Source organism: Streptomyces sp. NPDC017936, assembly GCF_044328485.1.
GTDB lineage: Bacteria > Actinomycetota > Actinomycetes > Streptomycetales > Streptomycetaceae > Streptomyces.
This window is the reverse complement of the sequence record NZ_JBIRHK010000008.1, coordinates 42,651-59,581: the sequence shown is the minus strand read 5'-3', so window position 1 is coordinate 59,581 and position 16,931 is coordinate 42,651. Positions and strand designations below refer to the sequence as shown.

Annotated in this window: 16 protein-coding genes; 8 read left to right on the top strand and 8 right to left on the bottom strand. The window is 73.7% G+C overall.

Going from position 1 to position 16,931, the window contains the following annotated elements; all coding sequences use genetic code 11:
- Positions 1-53 precede the first annotated feature (53 nt).
- Positions 54-1,919 (bottom strand): AAA family ATPase, encoded by a 1,866-nt coding sequence (locus tag ACH4F6_RS18075; protein WP_397961182.1) that lies wholly within the window; start codon positions 1,917-1,919, stop codon positions 54-56.
- Positions 1,920-2,359: 440 nt separating this feature from the next.
- A complete protein-coding gene (locus tag ACH4F6_RS18070) occupies positions 2,360-2,980 on the bottom strand; it encodes a uridine kinase (protein WP_397961523.1) in 621 nt (206 codons plus the stop codon).
- A 211-nt stretch (positions 2,981-3,191) separates the two neighbouring features.
- Between ACH4F6_RS18070 and ACH4F6_RS18065 the strand changes: the two genes are divergently transcribed.
- The 3 genes from ACH4F6_RS18065 to ACH4F6_RS18055 all read left to right on the top strand — a co-directional run bounded on the left by ACH4F6_RS18065 (position 3,192) and on the right by ACH4F6_RS18055 (position 5,635).
- On the top strand, positions 3,192-4,613 hold the full coding sequence (locus ACH4F6_RS18065) for a peptidase C39 family protein (RefSeq protein WP_397961181.1): 1,422 nt from the start codon (positions 3,192-3,194) through the stop codon (positions 4,611-4,613).
- 125 nt (positions 4,614-4,738) lie between these two features.
- A complete protein-coding gene (locus ACH4F6_RS18060) occupies positions 4,739-4,879 on the top strand; it encodes an SCO1431 family membrane protein (protein ID WP_397961180.1) in 141 nt (46 codons plus the stop codon).
- Positions 4,880-4,975: 96 nt separating this feature from the next.
- Positions 4,976-5,635: a TetR/AcrR family transcriptional regulator gene (locus tag ACH4F6_RS18055; protein ID WP_397961179.1), complete on the top strand. Its 660-nt coding sequence runs from the start codon at positions 4,976-4,978 to the stop codon at positions 5,633-5,635.
- 405 nt (positions 5,636-6,040) lie between these two features.
- Here ACH4F6_RS18055 and ACH4F6_RS18050 read toward each other — a convergent pair whose 3' ends face one another.
- The gene (locus tag ACH4F6_RS18050) at positions 6,041-6,295 is read right to left on the bottom strand and encodes a hypothetical protein (RefSeq protein WP_397961178.1); all 255 of its coding nucleotides are present in this window, start codon (positions 6,293-6,295) and stop codon (positions 6,041-6,043) included.
- 415 nt (positions 6,296-6,710) lie between these two features.
- Positions 6,711-7,169: a hypothetical protein gene (locus tag ACH4F6_RS18045; RefSeq protein ID WP_397961177.1), complete on the bottom strand. Its 459-nt coding sequence runs from the start codon at positions 7,167-7,169 to the stop codon at positions 6,711-6,713.
- A gap of 276 nt (positions 7,170-7,445) precedes the next feature.
- On the opposite strand from ACH4F6_RS18045, the gene ACH4F6_RS18040 reads away from it, so the two are divergent.
- The 4 genes from ACH4F6_RS18040 (at position 7,446) to fxsA (ending at position 11,631) form a co-directional block, all read left to right on the top strand.
- On the top strand, positions 7,446-7,886 hold the full coding sequence (locus ACH4F6_RS18040; protein WP_189936412.1) for an Lrp/AsnC family transcriptional regulator: 441 nt from the start codon (positions 7,446-7,448) through the stop codon (positions 7,884-7,886).
- A gap of 121 nt (positions 7,887-8,007) precedes the next feature.
- Positions 8,008-9,621: an amidohydrolase gene (locus ACH4F6_RS18035; RefSeq protein WP_397961176.1), complete on the top strand. Its 1,614-nt coding sequence runs from the start codon at positions 8,008-8,010 to the stop codon at positions 9,619-9,621.
- A gap of 485 nt (positions 9,622-10,106) precedes the next feature.
- The gene (locus tag ACH4F6_RS18030) at positions 10,107-11,024 is read left to right on the top strand and encodes a polyprenol monophosphomannose synthase (protein ID WP_397961175.1); all 918 of its coding nucleotides are present in this window, start codon (positions 10,107-10,109) and stop codon (positions 11,022-11,024) included.
- A gap of 46 nt (positions 11,025-11,070) precedes the next feature.
- Positions 11,071-11,631: an FxsA family membrane protein gene (gene fxsA, locus ACH4F6_RS18025; protein ID WP_397961174.1), complete on the top strand. Its 561-nt coding sequence runs from the start codon at positions 11,071-11,073 to the stop codon at positions 11,629-11,631.
- A gap of 180 nt (positions 11,632-11,811) precedes the next feature.
- Here the strand turns inward: fxsA and ACH4F6_RS18020 are convergent, their stop codons facing one another.
- From ACH4F6_RS18020 to ACH4F6_RS18005, 4 genes are all read right to left on the bottom strand, one after another.
- Positions 11,812-12,186 carry an RNA polymerase-binding protein RbpA gene (locus ACH4F6_RS18020; protein WP_010357981.1) on the bottom strand — a complete coding sequence of 125 codons (375 nt, stop codon included), beginning with the start codon at positions 12,184-12,186 and terminating at the stop codon, positions 11,812-11,814.
- A 278-nt stretch (positions 12,187-12,464) separates the two neighbouring features.
- Positions 12,465-13,811 carry an MFS transporter gene (locus ACH4F6_RS18015; protein ID WP_397961173.1) on the bottom strand — a complete coding sequence of 449 codons (1,347 nt, stop codon included), beginning with the start codon at positions 13,809-13,811 and terminating at the stop codon, positions 12,465-12,467.
- Positions 13,812-13,877: 66 nt separating this feature from the next.
- The gene (locus ACH4F6_RS18010) at positions 13,878-14,645 is read right to left on the bottom strand and encodes a glycerophosphodiester phosphodiesterase (RefSeq protein WP_397961171.1); all 768 of its coding nucleotides are present in this window, start codon (positions 14,643-14,645) and stop codon (positions 13,878-13,880) included.
- Positions 14,642-15,295 carry a YitT family protein gene (locus tag ACH4F6_RS18005; protein ID WP_397961170.1) on the bottom strand — a complete coding sequence of 218 codons (654 nt, stop codon included), beginning with the start codon at positions 15,293-15,295 and terminating at the stop codon, positions 14,642-14,644. Before ACH4F6_RS18005 ends, ACH4F6_RS18010 begins: the two co-directional genes overlap by 4 nt.
- Before the next feature lie 98 nt (positions 15,296-15,393).
- Here ACH4F6_RS18005 and ACH4F6_RS18000 point away from each other — a divergent pair, with 98 nt between their 5' ends.
- Positions 15,394-16,893, top strand: a complete 1,500-nt coding sequence (locus tag ACH4F6_RS18000) for a PLP-dependent aminotransferase family protein (protein WP_397961169.1) — start codon at positions 15,394-15,396, stop codon at positions 16,891-16,893.
- Positions 16,894-16,931: the final 38 nt, after the last annotated feature.

The following is a 16,931-nucleotide window of genomic DNA, read 5'->3' as shown; positions in this document are numbered from 1 at the left end:
GGCGACGGGGCGACGGGGAGGGGGACCGCCCCACGGGCGGGGCAGGACCGGGCTCACATCGCCGACGGATCCCGCGGCCCTCTCCCCGACAGCACCTCGCCGTACGCCTGCATCAGGTCCGGCAGCCGCAGCGTCGACAGGTCGTCCCGGGACAGGACCCCCGGGCAGAGCGAGAGCCGCAGATCACGGTAGGCACAGCTCTTCTCGTACAGGGTCCGCAGGAAGCGCCCGTTCCCCAGCTCGTCGATCCACCCCTGTTCCACCACGTGCCCGGCGATCGACCGCAGCTCGTCCAGGGCCTCCTCGTCCCACACGTCACCGTTCTCCGCGGCGAGCACCTCGCCGATCGAGGTGAGCTCGAGCGGCCGGTACGAGGGGAAGTCGACGCGGGTCGTGAAGCGGGAGGACAGGCCGGGGTTGGCGGCGAGCAGACGGTCCATGCCCTCCGGATAGCCGGCCAGGATCACCACCAGATGGTCCCGGTTGTCCTCGGCCCGCTTCAGCAGCACCTGAAGGGCCTCGTCGCCGTACGCGTCGCCCTTGCCGTAGCCGGAGTTGGACAGGGAGTACGCCTCGTCCACGAAGAGCACACCGCCCAGCGCGGAGTCGATCAGCTCGTTGGCCTTCACCGCCGTCTGGCCGAGGTACTCGCCGACCAGGTCGGCCCGCTGGGCCTCCACGAGATGGTCGCCGCCGAGCAGGCCGAGCGCGTAGAAGACGCGGCCGAGGATGCGGGCCACCGTGGTCTTGCCGGTGCCGGACGGACCGGAGAAGACGAAGTGCCGTTTGGGCGGCTGCACCGGCAGGCCCTGCCCGGCCCGCAGCCGGGCCATGTTCAGCTGCGCCGACAATGCCTTGACCTGGCGTTTCACCGGTTCCAGTCCCACCATGCGCTCCAGTTCGGCGAGCGCCTCCTCCAGCAGGACGGGGTCGGTGGGCCCGGCGGGCAGCACCGGGGGCGCCGACGTCTTCTCGCGCACGGCCGGGCCGGTCCCCGAGGGCAGGGGGCCGACGGGCGGCGGGTCGGCCGGATCGGTGAGCTTCAGGTCCCGCCCCTCGGTGCCGAACAGCGGGTCCAGGACGTCCGGCCCGTCCACGGTGTCCTGGCCGGTCCCGCCGAGGGCGATGGCGGCGAGGTCCGCGGGGTCGTCGTAACCGTCGCCCTCGGCGATGGCGGCGAGCCGGGCCGAGGTGTCCATGAAGGCGGGGTCGACGCGGTGGACGGCCCGGTACAGGGGGAGCGCGGCCGCGGAACGGCCCGTGCCCTCGTGGGCACGGGCCAGCCAGTACCGCAGTTCCTTGCGCTGCGGCTGCTCGCTGCGGCAGCGCATCAACGCCGTCGACAGCAGCGGTTCGGCCTGCCCGTACATCTCCAGCCGGACCCGGGCCATGCCGCCGAACAGTCCCGCCTCGATGCCGAGCAGCGGATCGTCGAGCAGTGGGTCGGTGTGCCGGACCAGCCGTTCCCAGTCCTTGACCAGGTAGGCGCGGCAGGCGTGCAGGAAGCGGACCTGGTGGTCGGTGTCGACCGGCGGGAGCCCGGCGAGCGCCCGGTCCAGCTCGGGCACGTGCCGGCCGTCCAGCCAGTGCGAGGCGTGGGCGAGGAGCAGGTCACGGGGACTCTCCAGCACCGGTTGCACCCACCAGCCGAGCCAGTACCAGGAGTTCAGCGTGCGGCGGTGCCGGGTGCGCTGCTCGCCGAAGCGATCACGGTGCCGGAACATCCTGAGCAGCGCGGTCGTCGTGTCGACGCGCAGTGCGTGCAGTCCGAGCCAGCCGTCGGCCATCCCCGGATCGATCCGCACCGCGGCGCGGAACTCCTCCTCCGCCTGCGGATAGGCGCCCATCGTGTAGGCGTCCACGCCTCGCAGCCAGGCGAGGTCGGCCGGGGCCTGTGGGCCCTGCGTGCCGAAGTCCATCACGTCCCCCACAAACGTGCCCCCGTCGGTATGCCGACGGGCCGTCGCCCACCGGCTGCCTTGGTCGAACCGCTGTGCCGCGGACCGGAGTTGCAAGGTGCGCACAGCAGCTGTCCGTAGGTCGCACCGAGGGCATCGTACCCGCGGGGTGTCGCCCGCCGAAGGGTGCCGCACGGGCCGTTCGACGAGGTGGGAGCAGAGGGGGCGCACCGCCGCACGGTGACCCAGGGTGAGCGGATCGCCCCGTGTCGCGGTCGGAAGGGGCGCGGGAAACGGGGCGCGGACAGAACGAAGCCCCCGATCACGGGGGAACAACCGGGGGCTTCGCGTCCTGAGGCGGCTTCGATTACCGCACATTGAGAACGTAAGTCCTGTACGGGGCCCCGGTCAAGCCGAGTTGAAGCACTTGGCGAACTTCGAACGCAAGACCCTTCACAGATTCACCACATCGCAGGTGGTTCCTCACCGTGCGTGACATCGTGCTCCTCCGCGGGTGTCCTCATGGGCCCCGCCAGCACCTCGTACCCCACGGCCGACTGCCGTACCAGGACGTCGGCGTACGGCCGCGAGGGGTCTTCGGCGAAATGCCGTTGCTCCGCCTCGACCCACCCGTCCCAGAAGTCCCGCTGCCCCGTCCCGTCCCGCGAGCGCCCCCGTGTCCACGCCTCCTCGGCAGGCATCTCCATCCACAGCAGGTGCGCGAGGCGGGGCCGCAGGGCGCGGCGGCCCGCACCGACTCCCTCGACGACGATCACGGGGGCCGGCGGCAGCGCGCGGGGCGGGCCGAAGCGGCGGGCGCTCCAGTCGTAGGGGGCGTAGTGGGCCGTCTCGCCGCGCCGGAGGGGACCGATCACCTCGGTCAGCAGGCGTCCGGTCCAGTCGAAGAGCTCGTCGTGGCTCGCGATGTCGTCGAGGTGGAGGACGGGCGGTCCGCCCAGTTCCTCGGCCAGCCGCCCCGCGAAGGTGGACTTCCCCGAGCCGGCGTGCCCGTCGACGCCGATCAGACGGACCGGGCCGCACGACGGGGGCAGGCGGCGCAGCAGGGCGGCGAGCTGGCGGATGGCGGTTCCCGGGGTGTGCGGCGGGTGCGGGGCCGATCAGTCTAGTGCGGCGCGGACGCCGGCCGGCCGCCGGTCGCGTCATGGGGCCGGACCCGTGTTTCCCGGGCGTGGCACGGCGGAAGTGCTGGCAGGTCCGGCCGCCCGCCGCCATAGTGGGCGCACACCGTGCACGGACCCGCCCCGACTCGGACACCCTGGGGGTCTTTCGCCCATGAGCAGAGCCGAACAGCCGTCCCGCGGAGCAGAACCGCCCTTCCCCGCAGCCGATCGGCCCCGCGCCGGAGGCGAGCGGCCCTCCCGCAGAACCGTCCTCGCCGCCGCGGTCGCCACCGCGGTCGTCGGGGGCCCGGGGGCGGCGGTCGCCGACGCGACCGGCCCCGCGGGCGCCGAGACGGCCCCCGCCCGGCCCGTCGACCACCGCTCCTGGACCACCTACGCCGACTGGCGCACCGGCACGGCCCGGGGCGCCCGGGCCGTCGCCGGCGCCCGGCCGGGGCTCACCGTCGGCACCCCGGCGGGCACCGCCGACTACACCGACCCGCACACCGGCACCACCGCCGCCTGGGAGTACGCGACCTGGACCTCCCCGGTCCACCGGCTCGCCGTCCCCTCGACCGAGGCGATCGCGTCCTGGAACGCGGACGCCCCGGCCGGCACCTGGCTGCAGATCGAGCTGCGGGGCACCTACTCGGACGGCGCCGACACGCCCTGGTACGTGATGGGGCGATGGGCGGCCGGCGACCAGGACATCCGGCGGACCTCCGTCGACGGCCAGAGCGACGGCAGGTCCACCGTCTGGACGGACACCCTCGCGGTCGACGACGCCTCCACCGGCCTGCGCCTCGCCTCGTACCGGCTGCGTCTGACCCTCTACCGCAGGCCCGGCACGAAGCTCACCCCGACCGTGTGGCGGGCGGGCGTGACGGGCTCCGACGTGCCGGACCGCTTCACCGTCCCGGCCTCCGTGCCGGGCCCGGCACGGGAGCTGCGCGTCCCGCGCTACTCGCAGGAGATCCACACGGGCCAGTACCCGGAGTACGACAACGGCGGCGAGGCCTGGTGCAGCCCCACCTCCTCGCAGATGGTCATCGAGTACTGGGGCGGCCGCCTCAGCCCGGCGCAGCTCGCCTGGGTCGATCCCGCGTACGCCGACCCGCAGGTCTGCCACGCGGCCCGGTTCACCTACGACCACCAGTACGCGGGCTGCGGGAACTGGCCGTTCAACGTGGCCTACGCGGCCACCTTCGAGGACCTCCAGGGGGTGGTGACCCGCCTTGCCTCCCTCACCGATCTGGAGACGCTGATCGCGGCCGGCGTCCCGGTCGTGACGTCCCAGTCCTTCCTCAAGGAGGAGCTGACCGGCGCGGGGTACGGCACCTCCGGCCATCTGATGGCCGTGATCGGGTTCACCGCGGAGGGCGACGTGATCGCCAACGACCCGTTCTCCGCGACCGACGACGCGGTGCGGCGCGTCTACCGGCGGCGGGAGTTCGAGAACGTCTGGCTGCGGACGAAGCGCTACAACGCGAGCGGGAAGGTCGTCTCCGGCACCGGGGGCGTCTGCTACCTGTACTTCCCGGCGCGTCCGACCGCGCGCCAGCGCACCGCGCTGGCTGCGGTGGGGGTGCGCTGAGGACGCGCTGAGGGTGCGGCGGGAGGCCCGGCCTCCCGCCGTGTGAGCAAGGTCTCGGCCGCATAAGCCCTGAGCGGTGGCAAGGTGGACAGTCCGGACCCGCACACCGACCTCAGCGAGACGCCATGACCGCACACGCAGCCGCCGCCGTCCTCACCCGCACCGGCGGCCCCCAGGACGACGGCCCGAAGATCCTGGAGCACGTCATGGGGTGGGTCCTCGTGGCGGTCGTCGCCATGCTGGTGACCCGGCTCGGACTGCTGTGACGCCGGCGCCGGCGATCGTCCGCGCGGTGAGCTGGGCCCACCCTTCGACCTGACATACTGACGTCGTCCCGCCGACCGTTGAGACCAGGGTCGAAAGTGAACATCAGTCACCAGGGTGACGCCGTGCCCCGTCCCCGGGCGCGCGGCAGCGAGCGCTCACTGGCGCGTCGCGCCGAACTCATCGCCATCGGGCGGAAGTTGTTCGCCGACACGTCCTATGACGCGCTCTCGATGGACGACATCGCCCGGCAGGCGCACGTCGCCAAGGGACTGATCTACTACTACTTCCGGTCCAAGCGCGGCTACTACCTGGCGATCATTCAGGACTCCGTCGCGGACCTGGTCTCCTTCGCCGCGAGCGGTCTCGAACTGCCCCAGGTGGACCGGGTGCACCGCACGATCGACAGCTATCTGCGCTTCGCCGAGCACCACCAGTCCGCCTACCGCACGATCGTCAGCGGCGGTGTCGGCTTCGACACCGAGGTGCACGCCATCCGGGACGGGGTGCGCGAGGCGATCGTGGCGACCATCGCCGAGGGCGCGTACGGCCACAGCGACATCCCGTCGCTGCCCCGCATGGCCCTGCTCTCCTGGGTGTGCAGCGTGGAGGGCGCCACCCTCGACTGGATCGACCGTCCCGACCTCAGCCGCGACACCATGCGCGACCTCCTGGTGAAGACCCTGGGCGGCGCGATGCGGGCCGTCGAGGAACTGGACCCCGCCTTCCCGGCCCCGAAGCCGGCCCGCCGGGACTGAGGACCGGGGGGCCGGGCGGACCGCGGGGCGGGCCGAGGGGCTGAGCGGCGGGCGCGGGACGGGGAGCGGAGCCGCGGGACCCGGGGGCTCGGGCTCGTGGTCCTCCGCCCCGGCTCTCCCGTGCGCCGGGAGTCACGTGGCCTCCCGGATCGGCCCGCCGTCCGCCGTCTCCCCGCTCGGCTCCCAGCGGAACGTGCCGCCCGGCCCCTGCCGGTCCTCGGACCTCGTCCCGGTCGCGACGGCCGCCGGGGTGCCGTCCCCCGCCACGGGACCCGCACGTGGCGCGGGCGGTACCGCCGGTCGCCGGACGTCCGGACCCGAGGAGCTCGTGGTCCTCGGCGCCTCCGCGCCGGGCCTGGGCACCGCGGACCGTCGAGGACGTCCGTCGTCAGGTCCGGCGCACGGTCATCTCCCGTCGCCCAGGGAGTCCGCGGACTCGCTGAACTGCCCCGGCCGTACGAGGGGGGCCACCAGCCGCACCCACTCCGGATCGTGCCGGCCCGGCAGGGTGCGGCCCCGGTCGGCCCAGACGCGCATCATGTCGCGGTAGATCGGCGGGTCCTGCGGCGGGGGCGGAGGGGCGGGCGCGGCCGAGCGCGCCGACACCGGGACGAAGAGCTGGCGGTGACGCCCGGGCGCTGCCGAATACGTGGGAGCCATACCCGGCCAACGCGCGTGCGCGAGTCCAGGTCACCGGCTGCCGGGGTCGGGCGTGAGTTCGGAGGGTGCGCCCCGTCCCGCGCGGACGGGCCGCCGGCCGCCGGTTCCCCGGCCGGCACACCGTCGGCTCCGCTCCGGCCGAGGGGAACGGCGAGGGCCGACGGCTGTCCCGTGCCGCTCGGGCCGCGGGACCGACCGGGGACGACCCGGACGGACCGGAGCCGCCACGGTCCGAGCGGCCGGATCGACGTCGACCCGGTCGCGCCGTGGGGGAACACTCCCGCGGCCCGCGGGTCCGCCACGGGAAGCCGGCGGTCCGGGCCGGTCCGGGCACACCGGACCCGCACCACGGCGGTCCGGGCCGTGGCGCGGGGCGGCTACGGGAGGCGGGGCGGCCTCGGCCGGGCGAAGACGCTCAGGCCGCGTGGCGACGCATCGCCGGCACGCGCATCGGGCGCGAGCCCGGGCCGCCGACGTGCGAGAAGGGCTGCATGCGCCAGTCGAGTCCCTGAGGGAGCGTCAACAGCAGGGCCGTGTCCTGCTCCTGCGGTTCGAAGGACTCGTCCGCGGGACGCGCCTCGGACGCCGCGCGTCCCGTACCGGCGCAGACCGTGAGCCCGAACGGGTTCCACGGAGAGGCGCACAGCGCGTGCTCCGGCAGGATCTCCTCGTCCGCCAGCAGCGCGATGGGCTGCGCGCAGTCCGGGCAGATCACCCGGTACATCTCGAAGGTGTCGTACGCGTCGAACTCGTCGACGGCGTCGGCGTCTTCGGCGTCGAAGACGCCGGGTTCGACGCCCTCCGGCTCGGGCTCGACGACGACCGGCTGGAACCGCTTGGACGCGGTGCGACCAGGGCGCTTAAGACTCTGCATGGGATTCTCCCCCTCGGGCTGGGCCGTGTAAGGCGCTGCGGCCTCGACCACAGCAAGCACTTCCCCTCCGGTCTCGGGGGTAATCACGAGGACATCACGAAGCCCGGCCATGGCCTGTGGCGTTCGTCACATGCCGCGCGCAGGTGCCCGAGAATCCCCTTTCACCGAGGGCGCCGCCGGGTGGGGCGCGGGCGATCCCCGGCCACATCACGAACCGGTATGACCTCGGCTGCATACGTATACGAAGAGGTCGGGCGCCCTGTAAGTTCTTGCGTCATGGAGGAGCTGGACCGGCAAATCGTGCAGCTGCTCGTCAAGGACGGGCGGATGAGTTACACCGACCTGGGCAAGGCCACGGGCCTGTCCACCTCGGCCGTGCACCAGCGGGTGCGCCGGCTGGAACAACGGGGCGTCATCCGTGGATACGCGGCCGTCGTCGACCCCGAGGCCGTCGGGCTGCCGCTGACCGCCTTCATCTCGGTGAAGCCGTTCGACCCCAGCGCCCCCGACGACATCGCCGACCGCCTCGCCGGGGTGCCCGAGATCGAGGCCTGCCACAGCGTGGCCGGTGACGAGAACTACATCCTCAAGGTACGGGTGGCCACCCCGCACGAACTGGAGGAACTGCTCGGGCGGCTGCGGGCGCTCGCCGGAGTCTCGACCCGGACGACGGTGGTCCTGTCCACCCCGTACGAAGCCAGACCGCCGCGCATCTGAGGCGGCGGTCCGGCGGGACCGGAGGCCGAGGGGCCCGCAGCGGGGTCCTGCGGACGCCGGACCGACGCGGCGCGAGGGGTCCGTGTGCCGGAACGCTCCGGTGAGGCGCGAAACTGTTCCCATGAGTGAGCGCACCCCCGAGCCGAAGACCGTCCTGCTCCGCCGAGGAGAGGTCCACAGCCCCGCCGACCCGTTCGCGACCGCGATGGTCGTCGAACGCGGCCAGGTCGCCTGGGTCGGCTCCGAGGGCGCGGCCGACGCCTTCGCGGACGGTGTCGACGAGGTGGTCGACCTGGACGGCGCCCTGGTCACCCCCGCCTTCACCGACGCGCACGTCCACACCACCTCCACGGGTCTCGCCCTGACCGGTCTCGACCTCTCCGCCGCGCCCTCCCTGGAGGCGGCCCTCGACCGGGTGCGGGAGTTCGCCGCCGCCCGGCCGCGGGACGAGGTGCTGCTCGGCCACGGCTGGGACGCCTCCCGCTGGCCCGGCGGCCGCCCCCCGACGCGTGCGGAGCTGGACGAGGCCACCGGCGGCCGTCCCCTCTACCTCTCCCGCATCGACGTCCACTCGGCGGTCGTCACCACGGCCCTGCTCGACCTCACGCCCGGGCTCGGCGCGGCAAACGCCCGCCCGGACGGCCCGCTCACCGCCGACGCCCACCACACCGTGCGCGCCGCCGCGTTCGCGGCCGTGACGGCCGAGCAGCGCGCGGAGGCCCAGCGCACCGCCCTGGCGCACGCCGCCTCCCTCGGCATCGGCTCGGTCCACGAGTGCGGCGGCCCGGAGATCTCCTCCGAGGACGACTTCACCAGCCTGCTGCGGCTCGCCGCCGAGGAGACGGGGCCGCGGGTCGTCGGCTACTGGGCCGAGCAGGACGTCGCGAAGGCGCGGGACCTGGGCGCGCTGGGCGCGGCCGGGGACCTCTTCGTCGACGGCGCCCTCGGCTCCCACACCGCCTGCCTGCACACGCCCTACACCGACGCGGACCACACCGGCACCGCCTACCTGAGCGCCGACGACGTCGCCGCCCATGTCGTGGCCTGCGCCGAGGCCGGCCTCCAGGCGGGCTTCCACGCCATCGGCGACGCCGCCGTCACCGCCGTGGTCGACGGCGCGCGCGCCGCCGCCGAGAAGATCGGGCTCGCCCGCGTCCGCGCCGGACGCCACCGCGTCGAGCACGCCGAGATGCTCGCCCCCGAGACGATCGCCGCCTTCGCCGAGCTCGGCCTGACCGCCTCCGTCCAGCCGGCCTTCGACGCCCTGTGGGGCGGCGAGGACGGCATGTACGCCCAGCGCCTCGGCGCCGAACGGGCCCGCACCCTGAACCCCTTCGCGGCCCTGTTGCGGGCGGGCGTCCCGCTCGCCTTCGGTTCCGACAGCCCCGTCACGCCCCTCGACCCGTGGGGCACGGTCCGCGCCGCCGCCTTCCACCGCACCCCCGAGCACCGGGTCTCGGTCCGTGCCGCGTTCACCGCCCACACCCGCGGCGGCTGGCGGGCGGCCGGACGCGACGACGCGGGCGTCCTCGTGCCGGGCGCGCCGGCGGACTACGCGGTGTGGCGCACGGACGAACTGGTCGTCCAGGCCCCCGACGACCGGGTCGCCCGCTGGTCCACCGACCCCCGCTCCGGCACCCCGGGGCTGCCCGACCTGTCCCCGGGCACCGACCTGCCCGTATGCCTGCGCACGGTGGTCGGCGGACGGACGGTGTACGTACGGCCGGGCGAGTGACCCGCCCGGGCGGCGGGCGGAGGATCACCCGTCCGCCCGCCGTCCGGTGCCCGGCGCGCACGGCGGGGGCCGGTAGGTTCGGCCGAGTCCACCACCGGACTCCCCGCCGGGGACGTCCACGCATGCGCCGGGGCGCCGCTGGATCAGGGACGGTCCGCCGCGCCGGCGCACCGCCACCAGGAGCCAGGTTCAGCGCCGGCGCCGCGGCGGGGGGTGTGACCCGGGTGGGGCCCGGGCGCTCAGTAGACAACGGCTTTGGGTCGATCCGCAGCCAGCGGTTCCCAGGTCGGTCCGAAGGGCGCCGGGCCCCCATGGGCGGAGCCGCCGGCACACCCGTACGCAGTAGCCTCGGACGCACAGGCCGAAAAAGTGGACCCATACCCCGCTTTCCCGGCAATGACACCCACCATGGGAACGTCCCGTCACGTCGGTGCAGACGGCGGCCACTATGGTGGTCCCCTGCGTACGGACATGAAGGGGCAGTAGTGAACGACGGCGACGCGACCCGCGCGGCACAGGACCGCGGGAGGCAGTTCGGTCCGCTCGGCAAGGCCTTGGTGATCATCCCGACCTACAACGAGGCGGAGAACATCAAGACCATCGTCGGCCGGGTGCGCACGGCTGTCCCGGAGGCCCACGTGCTGGTGGCCGACGACAACAGCCCCGACGGCACCGGAAAGCTGGCCGACGAACTGGCCGCCGAGGACGACCACGTCCAGGTGCTGCACCGCAAGGGCAAGGAGGGGCTCGGCGCCGCCTACCTCGCCGGCTTCCGCTGGGGCCTCGACAACGGCTACGGCGTGCTGATCGAGATGGACGCCGACGGCTCCCACCAGCCCGAGGAACTGCCCCGGCTGCTCACCGCCCTCAAGGGCGCCGACCTCGTCCTCGGCTCGCGCTGGGTGCCGGGCGGCCGCGTCGTGAACTGGCCCCGGTCCCGCGAGTTCATCTCCCGCGGCGGCAGCCTCTACTCCCGTCTCGCCCTCGACCTGCCCCTGCGGGACATCACCGGCGGCTACCGCGCCTTCCGCCGCGAGACGCTGGAGGGCCTCGGCCTCGACGAGGTCGCCTCCCAGGGGTACTGCTTCCAGGTCGACCTCGCCCGCCGCGCGGTCAAGGCCGGCTTCCACGTCGTCGAGGTGCCCATCACCTTCGTCGAGCGCGAACACGGCGACTCCAAGATGAGCCGCGACATCCTCGTCGAGGCCCTGTGGCGGGTCACGGCCTGGGGCGTGGGGGAGCGGGTCGGCAAGATCGCGGGCAAGGGGACCGGGACGGAACCACCGCGAGCCGTGGCACCGGCGTCGGCGAAGCGCGCGCCGTCGGAGCCGTCGTCGGGTTCCGCGCCGTCGGAGCCGCCGTCGGCTCCGGAACCGCCGCGGGAGTCGCAGGGCAACGGCTGATCGTCCTCTTATGCCGCTCTGAGCCCGCTCCGGGCACACTGGACGCATGACGACAGGCGCTACGACCCCCACCTTCCCCGCCCGGCCCCGGCGCTCCCGCGTGCGGACGTACCTGCCGCTGAGCCTCGCCGTGTGGCTGGTGCTGGAGATCTGGCTGCTGACCGTGGTCGCGGGCGCGGCCGGTGGGTTCGCCGTCTTCCTGCTGCTGCTCGCCGGGGTCGTCCTCGGCTCGGTGGTCGTCAAGCGGGCCGGCCGGCGCGCTTTCCAGAACCTCAACGAGTCGCTCCAGCGCGGCACGCCCCCGTCCCGGGGCGGTGGCAACGGCCTGATGATGCTCGGCGGCCTGCTGCTGATGATCCCGGGCCTGGTCTCCGACGCGCTGGGCCTGCTCCTGCTGCTCCCGCCGGTCCAGAAGGCCGTCGGCCGCCGTGCCGAGCGCACGGTCGGCCGCAGGCTGCGCGAGGCGACACCGGGTTCCCTGGGCGACGCCTTCCAGCGGGCGCGGATGCACCGCCCCGACGGCAAGGTGGTGCAGGGCGAGGTGATCAGGGACGGGGAACGCGGGAGCGGAGCGGCGCAGGAGCCGCGCCCGCCGTTGACCCGCTGATCCCCTGCTCTCCGGCGCCGGCGGGGACGGCTCGGACCGCCCGGCGCCGGAGGACGGGAGGTGCCCCGGGGGCGCCTCCGTGCACGGGCGGCACGGACAACGACCGCGGGCGGCGCCGTACGTGAGTCTCACGTACGGCGCCCGCGGTCGGGTGCGTGTGCTGTGGTGCGGTCTCTCCCGCTACGCGCTCTTGCGGCTGTCGCGGGGATGCACCGCAAGGTTCATCGCCCCGGACCGCAGCACGGCCAGCCGCTCCTCGAGAACCTCTTCGAGTTCCTCGCGGGTCCGCCGCTCCATCAGCATGTCCCAGTGCGTACGCGCAGGCTTGGCCTTCTTCTCCTCAGGGCCGTCGCCGTCCACGAGGAGTGCCTGGGCCCCGCAGACCTTGCACTCCCACTCCGGCGGGATCTCCGCCTCGACCGAGAAGGGCATCTCGAAGCGGTGCCCCTTCTCGCATGCGTACTCCACGGCCTGGCGCGGGGCCAGGTCGATGCCGCGGTCCGTCTCGTAGCTGGTCACCACGAGGCGCGTGCCGCGAAGAGCTCGCTCACTCATGAATCGTGCCTCCCGGGCTTGTCGCCCACAGGACAGGTGTCGCTGTCGTCGTCATCCGGTCAACGTCCGGTCGGCGGTAAAGATTCCCGTTCCGAGTCCCGTTCCGGGTCATGTGTCGCCGTCGTAGCCGCAGCCTTGTCAACCAGTGCAGTACCCACCGGCGCCCGGTTTGTCACCTCTGCAAGGAGATGTCACCCAGCGTTTCGGCATCTTTGACGCGCAGTAACGGTACGCCTGGCAGGCCAAACGCGTACACTACCGCCCTTTCGTCAAGAGCGCTAAATCCTTTCCGGCACCGGGTTCCCCGCGTCCCCGATCGCCCGCCGCACCGGGACCCGCGCGAGCAGCACGAAGCCGACGACGAAGAAGGCCACCAGCGAGATGATCGCGTCCCGGTAACTTCCGGTCAGCTGGTAGGTGAGGCCGAACAGCAGCGGCCCGAGCCAGCTCATGCCGCGGTCGCTCACCTCGTACGCGGCGAAGTACTCGGCCTCCTTGCCCGGTGGGACGAGGTGGGAGAAGAGGGAGCGGGACAGCGCCTGGCTGCCGCCCAGCACCATGCCGATCGCCGCCGCCAGCAGGAAGAAGCCGACCGGCGCCCCGGCCGGCAGGAAGTACCCGGCGACCAGGGTGAGCGTCCACGCCGCCAGCGAGCCGAGGATCGTGCGCTGGGCGCCGTACCTGCGGGCCAGGCGTCCCATCGTCAGCGCGCCGGCCACCGCGAGCACCTGGACCAGCAGCACGGCGCCGATGAGGGTGGACTGTCCGAGGCCGAGCTCCTCGGAGCCGTAGACCGAGGCCTGGGAGATCACCGTCTGGATGCCGTCGTTGTACAGGAGGTACGCCAGGAGGAAGCCGAGGGTGAGGGGGTGGCGGCGCATGTCGCGGACCGTCGCCGCGAGTCGGCGCAGGCCCGGTGCGGTCGTCTCGCGGACGGGTGACGGGCGGTCGCGCAGTCTGAACAGCGGGACGAGGGCGAAGCCGCCCCACCACAGGCCCGCCGAGGCCAGGCAGATGCGGACGGCCGTCGACTCCGAGACGCCGAAGGAGTCGTGGGCGAGGTACAGGACCAGGTTCACGACCAGGACCAGGGAGCCCGCCGCGTATCCGAAGGCCCACCCGCGCGAGGAGACCGCGTCGCGCTCCTCGGGCGGGGCGATCTGCGGCAGGTAGGAGTTGTAGAGCATCATCGCCACGGACTGGGCCGCGTTCGCGACGACGAGCAGCGCACCGCCCAGCAGATAGCGGTCGCCGGAGAGGAAGAACATGCCCGTGGTGGCCGCGGCGCCCACGTAGGCGGCCGCTCCCAGGAGGGGCTTCTTGCGGCCGGTGCGGTCGGCGGCCGCGCCCACCAGGGGCATGACCAGCACGGCCACGATCACCGACAGGGACACCGAGTACGGGAAGAAGGAGCCGGCGCGGACCGGAACGCCCAGGGGGTGCACGTACCCGCCGGCGTCCGCGGCCTCCTCGGCGACCGACGTCAGGTACGGCCCGAGGAACACGGTGAGCACGCTCGTCGAGTAGACGGAGCACGCCCAGTCGTAGAAGTACCAGCCGCGCTGTTCGCGCCGCCGTCCCGCGGCGTCGTCGGACGCCTCCGTCCGCACGGTGTCGGTGCCCACCCGTGCCCTCGCTTCCCCGCCGGAGCCGCCGCGCGTCGGTGAACGGGGCGGCCGTGGCGACGGGGGTCAGACCCAGACGCCCCGGTCCTCCATGACCTCGCGCAGCGTGTCGATGTGATCGGTCATGATGCCATCGACCCCCAGGTCCAGGAGCCGGTGCATCCGATCCGCCTCGTTGATCGTCCACACGTGCACCTGCAACCCGCGCGCGTGGGCGGCGCGGACGAAACGGCGGTCCACCACCTGGATGCCGGACTGGGCCTCGGGCACCTGCGCGGCGACCGCCGACCGGCGCAGCGCCGCGGGCACGCCCCAGGAGCGCAGCCGCAGGTTGAGCACACCGCGGGTGCCGTACGACGTCGCCAGCCGCGGGCCGGCCAGCCGCTGGGCGCGCAGGACGCGGGCCTCGGAGAAGGAACCGACGCAGACGCGGTCCCACGCACCCGTGCGCGCGATCAGGTTCAGCAGGGGGTGCAGGGCCGGCTCGGCCTTGACGTCGATGTTCCAGCGGACCCCGGGGAAGGTCTCCAGCAGTTCCTCGAGGAGCGGGACCGGTTCCCTGCCGCCCACGCGCGCGTGCCGTACGTCCGCCCAGGGCAGGTCGGCGATACGGCCCGCGCCGTCGGACACCCGGTCCAGCGTCGCGTCGTGGAAGGCGACGAGCTTGCCGTCCCGCGTGGCGTGCACGTCGGTCTCGAGGTAGCGGTAACCCAGGTCCACCGCACGCCGGAACTGCGCCACGGTGTTCTCCAGGCCGTCCGCGGTCCCGCCGCGGTGCGCGAACGGGATGGGCCCCGGATGGTCGAGGTACGGGTGGCGTACGAGGGTGGTCACGGACGAAGTATCGCCCCCCGGGGTGACCCGGAGGAAACGACCGTGCTGCCGTCGGATGCCGCCGGAACGGCGAACACCCGCAGGAACACCTGGGCGAGCGGCCCGATCGACACCGCGTACAGCAGCGTGCCGACGCCGATGGTGCCGCCGAGGGCGAATCCGGTCACCACGACCGCCACTTCGACGGCCGTGCGCATCAGACGGATCGAGCGGCCCGTGCGCCGGTGCAGCCCCGTCATCAGTCCGTCGCGCGGCCCCGGACCGAAACCGGCCGCTATGTAAAGGCCGGTGGCCGCTCCGTTCAGGACGACGCCGGCCAGCAGCAGGGGAACGCGTACCGCCAGGGAGTGCGCCTCGGGCACCAGGGCGAGGGCGCCGTCCATCGCGATGCCGACGACGAAGACGTTGGAGACCGTGCCGAGGCCCGGGCGCTGGCGCAGCGGGATCCACAGGAGCAGCACCGCCGCACCCACGACGATCGACACGACGCCGATCGTCAGGCCGGTGCGTTCGGCGAGGCCCTGGTGGAGCACGTTCCACGGCTCCAGGCCGAGGCCCGCCTCGACGAGCAGGGCCGAGCTGGCGCCGTAGAGCGCGAGTCCGCAGTAGAGCCGGACGAGTCGTCGTACGAGATGTCCTGTGGTGGGCAAGAGGTCCCCCGGTGGTGGTAGTGGCCTGACGCATGACACCCTGTGGCTTGGAAGCGAACGTCATCCATGGCCAATTCGGGGAAGGTGGACTGGTAATCATGGCGCAGTGGACCTCCGCGGTGGGGGCCGCACAGCTCGCGCGGCTCCTCACCTCCCAGCAGGACCGTCCCGCGGGCCCCGGGACGCGCCGTCCGCCCGCCTACCGCGCGCTCGCCGACGGCATCCGCCTGCTCGTTCTGGAGGGGCGTGTTCCGGTGGCCGCCCGGCTGCCCGCCGAGCGGGAACTGGCGCTGGCCCTCTCCGTGAGCCGTACGACCGTCGCCGCCGCCTACGAGGCGCTGCGCACGGAGGGCTTCCTCGAGTCCCGGCGGGGCGCCGGCAGCTGGACGGCCGTTCCGGCCGGGAACCCGCTTCCCGCGCGTGGTCTGGAACCCCTGCCGCCCGAGGCCCTCGGCTCGATGATCGACCTCGGGTGCGCGGCGCTGCCGGCGCCCGAGCCCTGGCTCACCCGTGCCGTGCGGGGCGCGCTGGAGGAACTGCCGCCGTACGCCCACACGCACGGCGACTACCCGGCGGGCCTGCCCGCCCTGCGCGCGATGATCGCCGAGCGGTACACCGCGCGCGGGATTCCGACGATGCCCGAGCAGATCATGGTGACGACGGGCGCGATGGGCGCCATGGACGCCATCTGTCATCTCTTCGGCGGGCGGGGCGAGCGCATCGCCGTCGAGTCGCCGTCCTACGCCAACATCCTCCAGCTGATGCGCGAGGCGGGCGCCCGGCTGGTGCCCGTCGCCATGGCCGAGGGCCTGGCCGGCTGGGACATGGACCGCTGGCGTCAGGTGCTGCGGGAGGCCGCGCCGCGGATCGCCTATGTCGTCGCCGACTTCCACAACCCGACCGGCGCGCTCGCCGACGAGGACCAGCGGCGCCGGCTGGTCGAGGCGGCCCGGTCGGCCGGGACCGTGCTCGTCGCGGACGAGACGATGAGCGCGCTGTGGCTCGACGAGGACGTCGCCATGCCGCGGCCGGTGTGCGGCTTCGACCCCGCCGGGTCCACGGTGATCACCGTGGGCTCGGCGAGCAAGGCGTTCTGGGCCGGGATGCGCATCGGCTGGGTCCGGGCGGCTCCGGACGTCATCCGCAGCCTGGTCGCCGCGCGGGCCTACGCCGACCTGGGCACCCCCGTGCTCGAGCAACTGGCGGTGAACTGGCTGTTCAGCACGGGTGGCTGGGAGCAGGCCGTGGAACTGCGGCGCGGTCAGGCCCGGGAGAACCGGGACGCGCTGGTCGCCGCGGTGCGCCGGGAACTGCCCGAGTGGGAGTTCGCCGTGCCGAAGGGCGGCCTGACGCTGTGGGTCCGGGCCGGGGGGCTGTCGGGGTCGCGGCTCGCCGAGGCGGGGGAGCGGGTGGGCGTCCGGGTCCCCTCCGGGCCGCGGTTCGGCGTGGACGGCGCCTTCGAGGGGTACGTGCGGCTGCCGTTCACCGTGGGCGGCGCGGTCGCGGAGGAGGCGGCGGTGCGGCTGGCCGCGGCGGCGCGGATCGTGGAGAGCGGCGGGACCATGGGGGCGGAGGGTCCCCGTACGTTCGTCGCGTAGGGGCGCGGGCGGGTGTGGGGGGCACCCGCCCGCGCCGG

Bases quoted from the DNA above. Each gene is read 5' to 3' on its own strand.
- ACH4F6_RS18040 (WP_189936412.1), top strand. From the start codon at position 7,446: ATGGAGGAGCTGGACCGGCAAATCGTGCAGCTGCTCGTCAAGGACGGG.
- ACH4F6_RS18065 (WP_397961181.1), top strand. From the start codon at position 3,192: ATGAGCAGAGCCGAACAGCCGTCCCGCGGAGCAGAACCGCCCTTCCCC.
- ACH4F6_RS18035 (WP_397961176.1), top strand. From the start codon at position 8,008: ATGAGTGAGCGCACCCCCGAGCCGAAGACCGTCCTGCTCCGCCGAGGA.
- ACH4F6_RS18045 (WP_397961177.1), bottom strand. From the start codon at position 7,169: ATGCAGAGTCTTAAGCGCCCTGGTCGCACCGCGTCCAAGCGGTTCCAG.
- ACH4F6_RS18050 (WP_397961178.1), bottom strand. From the start codon at position 6,295: ATGGCTCCCACGTATTCGGCAGCGCCCGGGCGTCACCGCCAGCTCTTC.
- ACH4F6_RS18000 (WP_397961169.1), top strand. From the start codon at position 15,394: ATGGCGCAGTGGACCTCCGCGGTGGGGGCCGCACAGCTCGCGCGGCTC.
- ACH4F6_RS18075 (WP_397961182.1), bottom strand. From the start codon at position 1,919: ATGGACTTCGGCACGCAGGGCCCACAGGCCCCGGCCGACCTCGCCTGG.
- ACH4F6_RS18020 (WP_010357981.1), bottom strand. From the start codon at position 12,186: ATGAGTGAGCGAGCTCTTCGCGGCACGCGCCTCGTGGTGACCAGCTAC.
- ACH4F6_RS18060 (WP_397961180.1), top strand. From the start codon at position 4,739: ATGACCGCACACGCAGCCGCCGCCGTCCTCACCCGCACCGGCGGCCCC.
- fxsA (WP_397961174.1), top strand. From the start codon at position 11,071: ATGACGACAGGCGCTACGACCCCCACCTTCCCCGCCCGGCCCCGGCGC.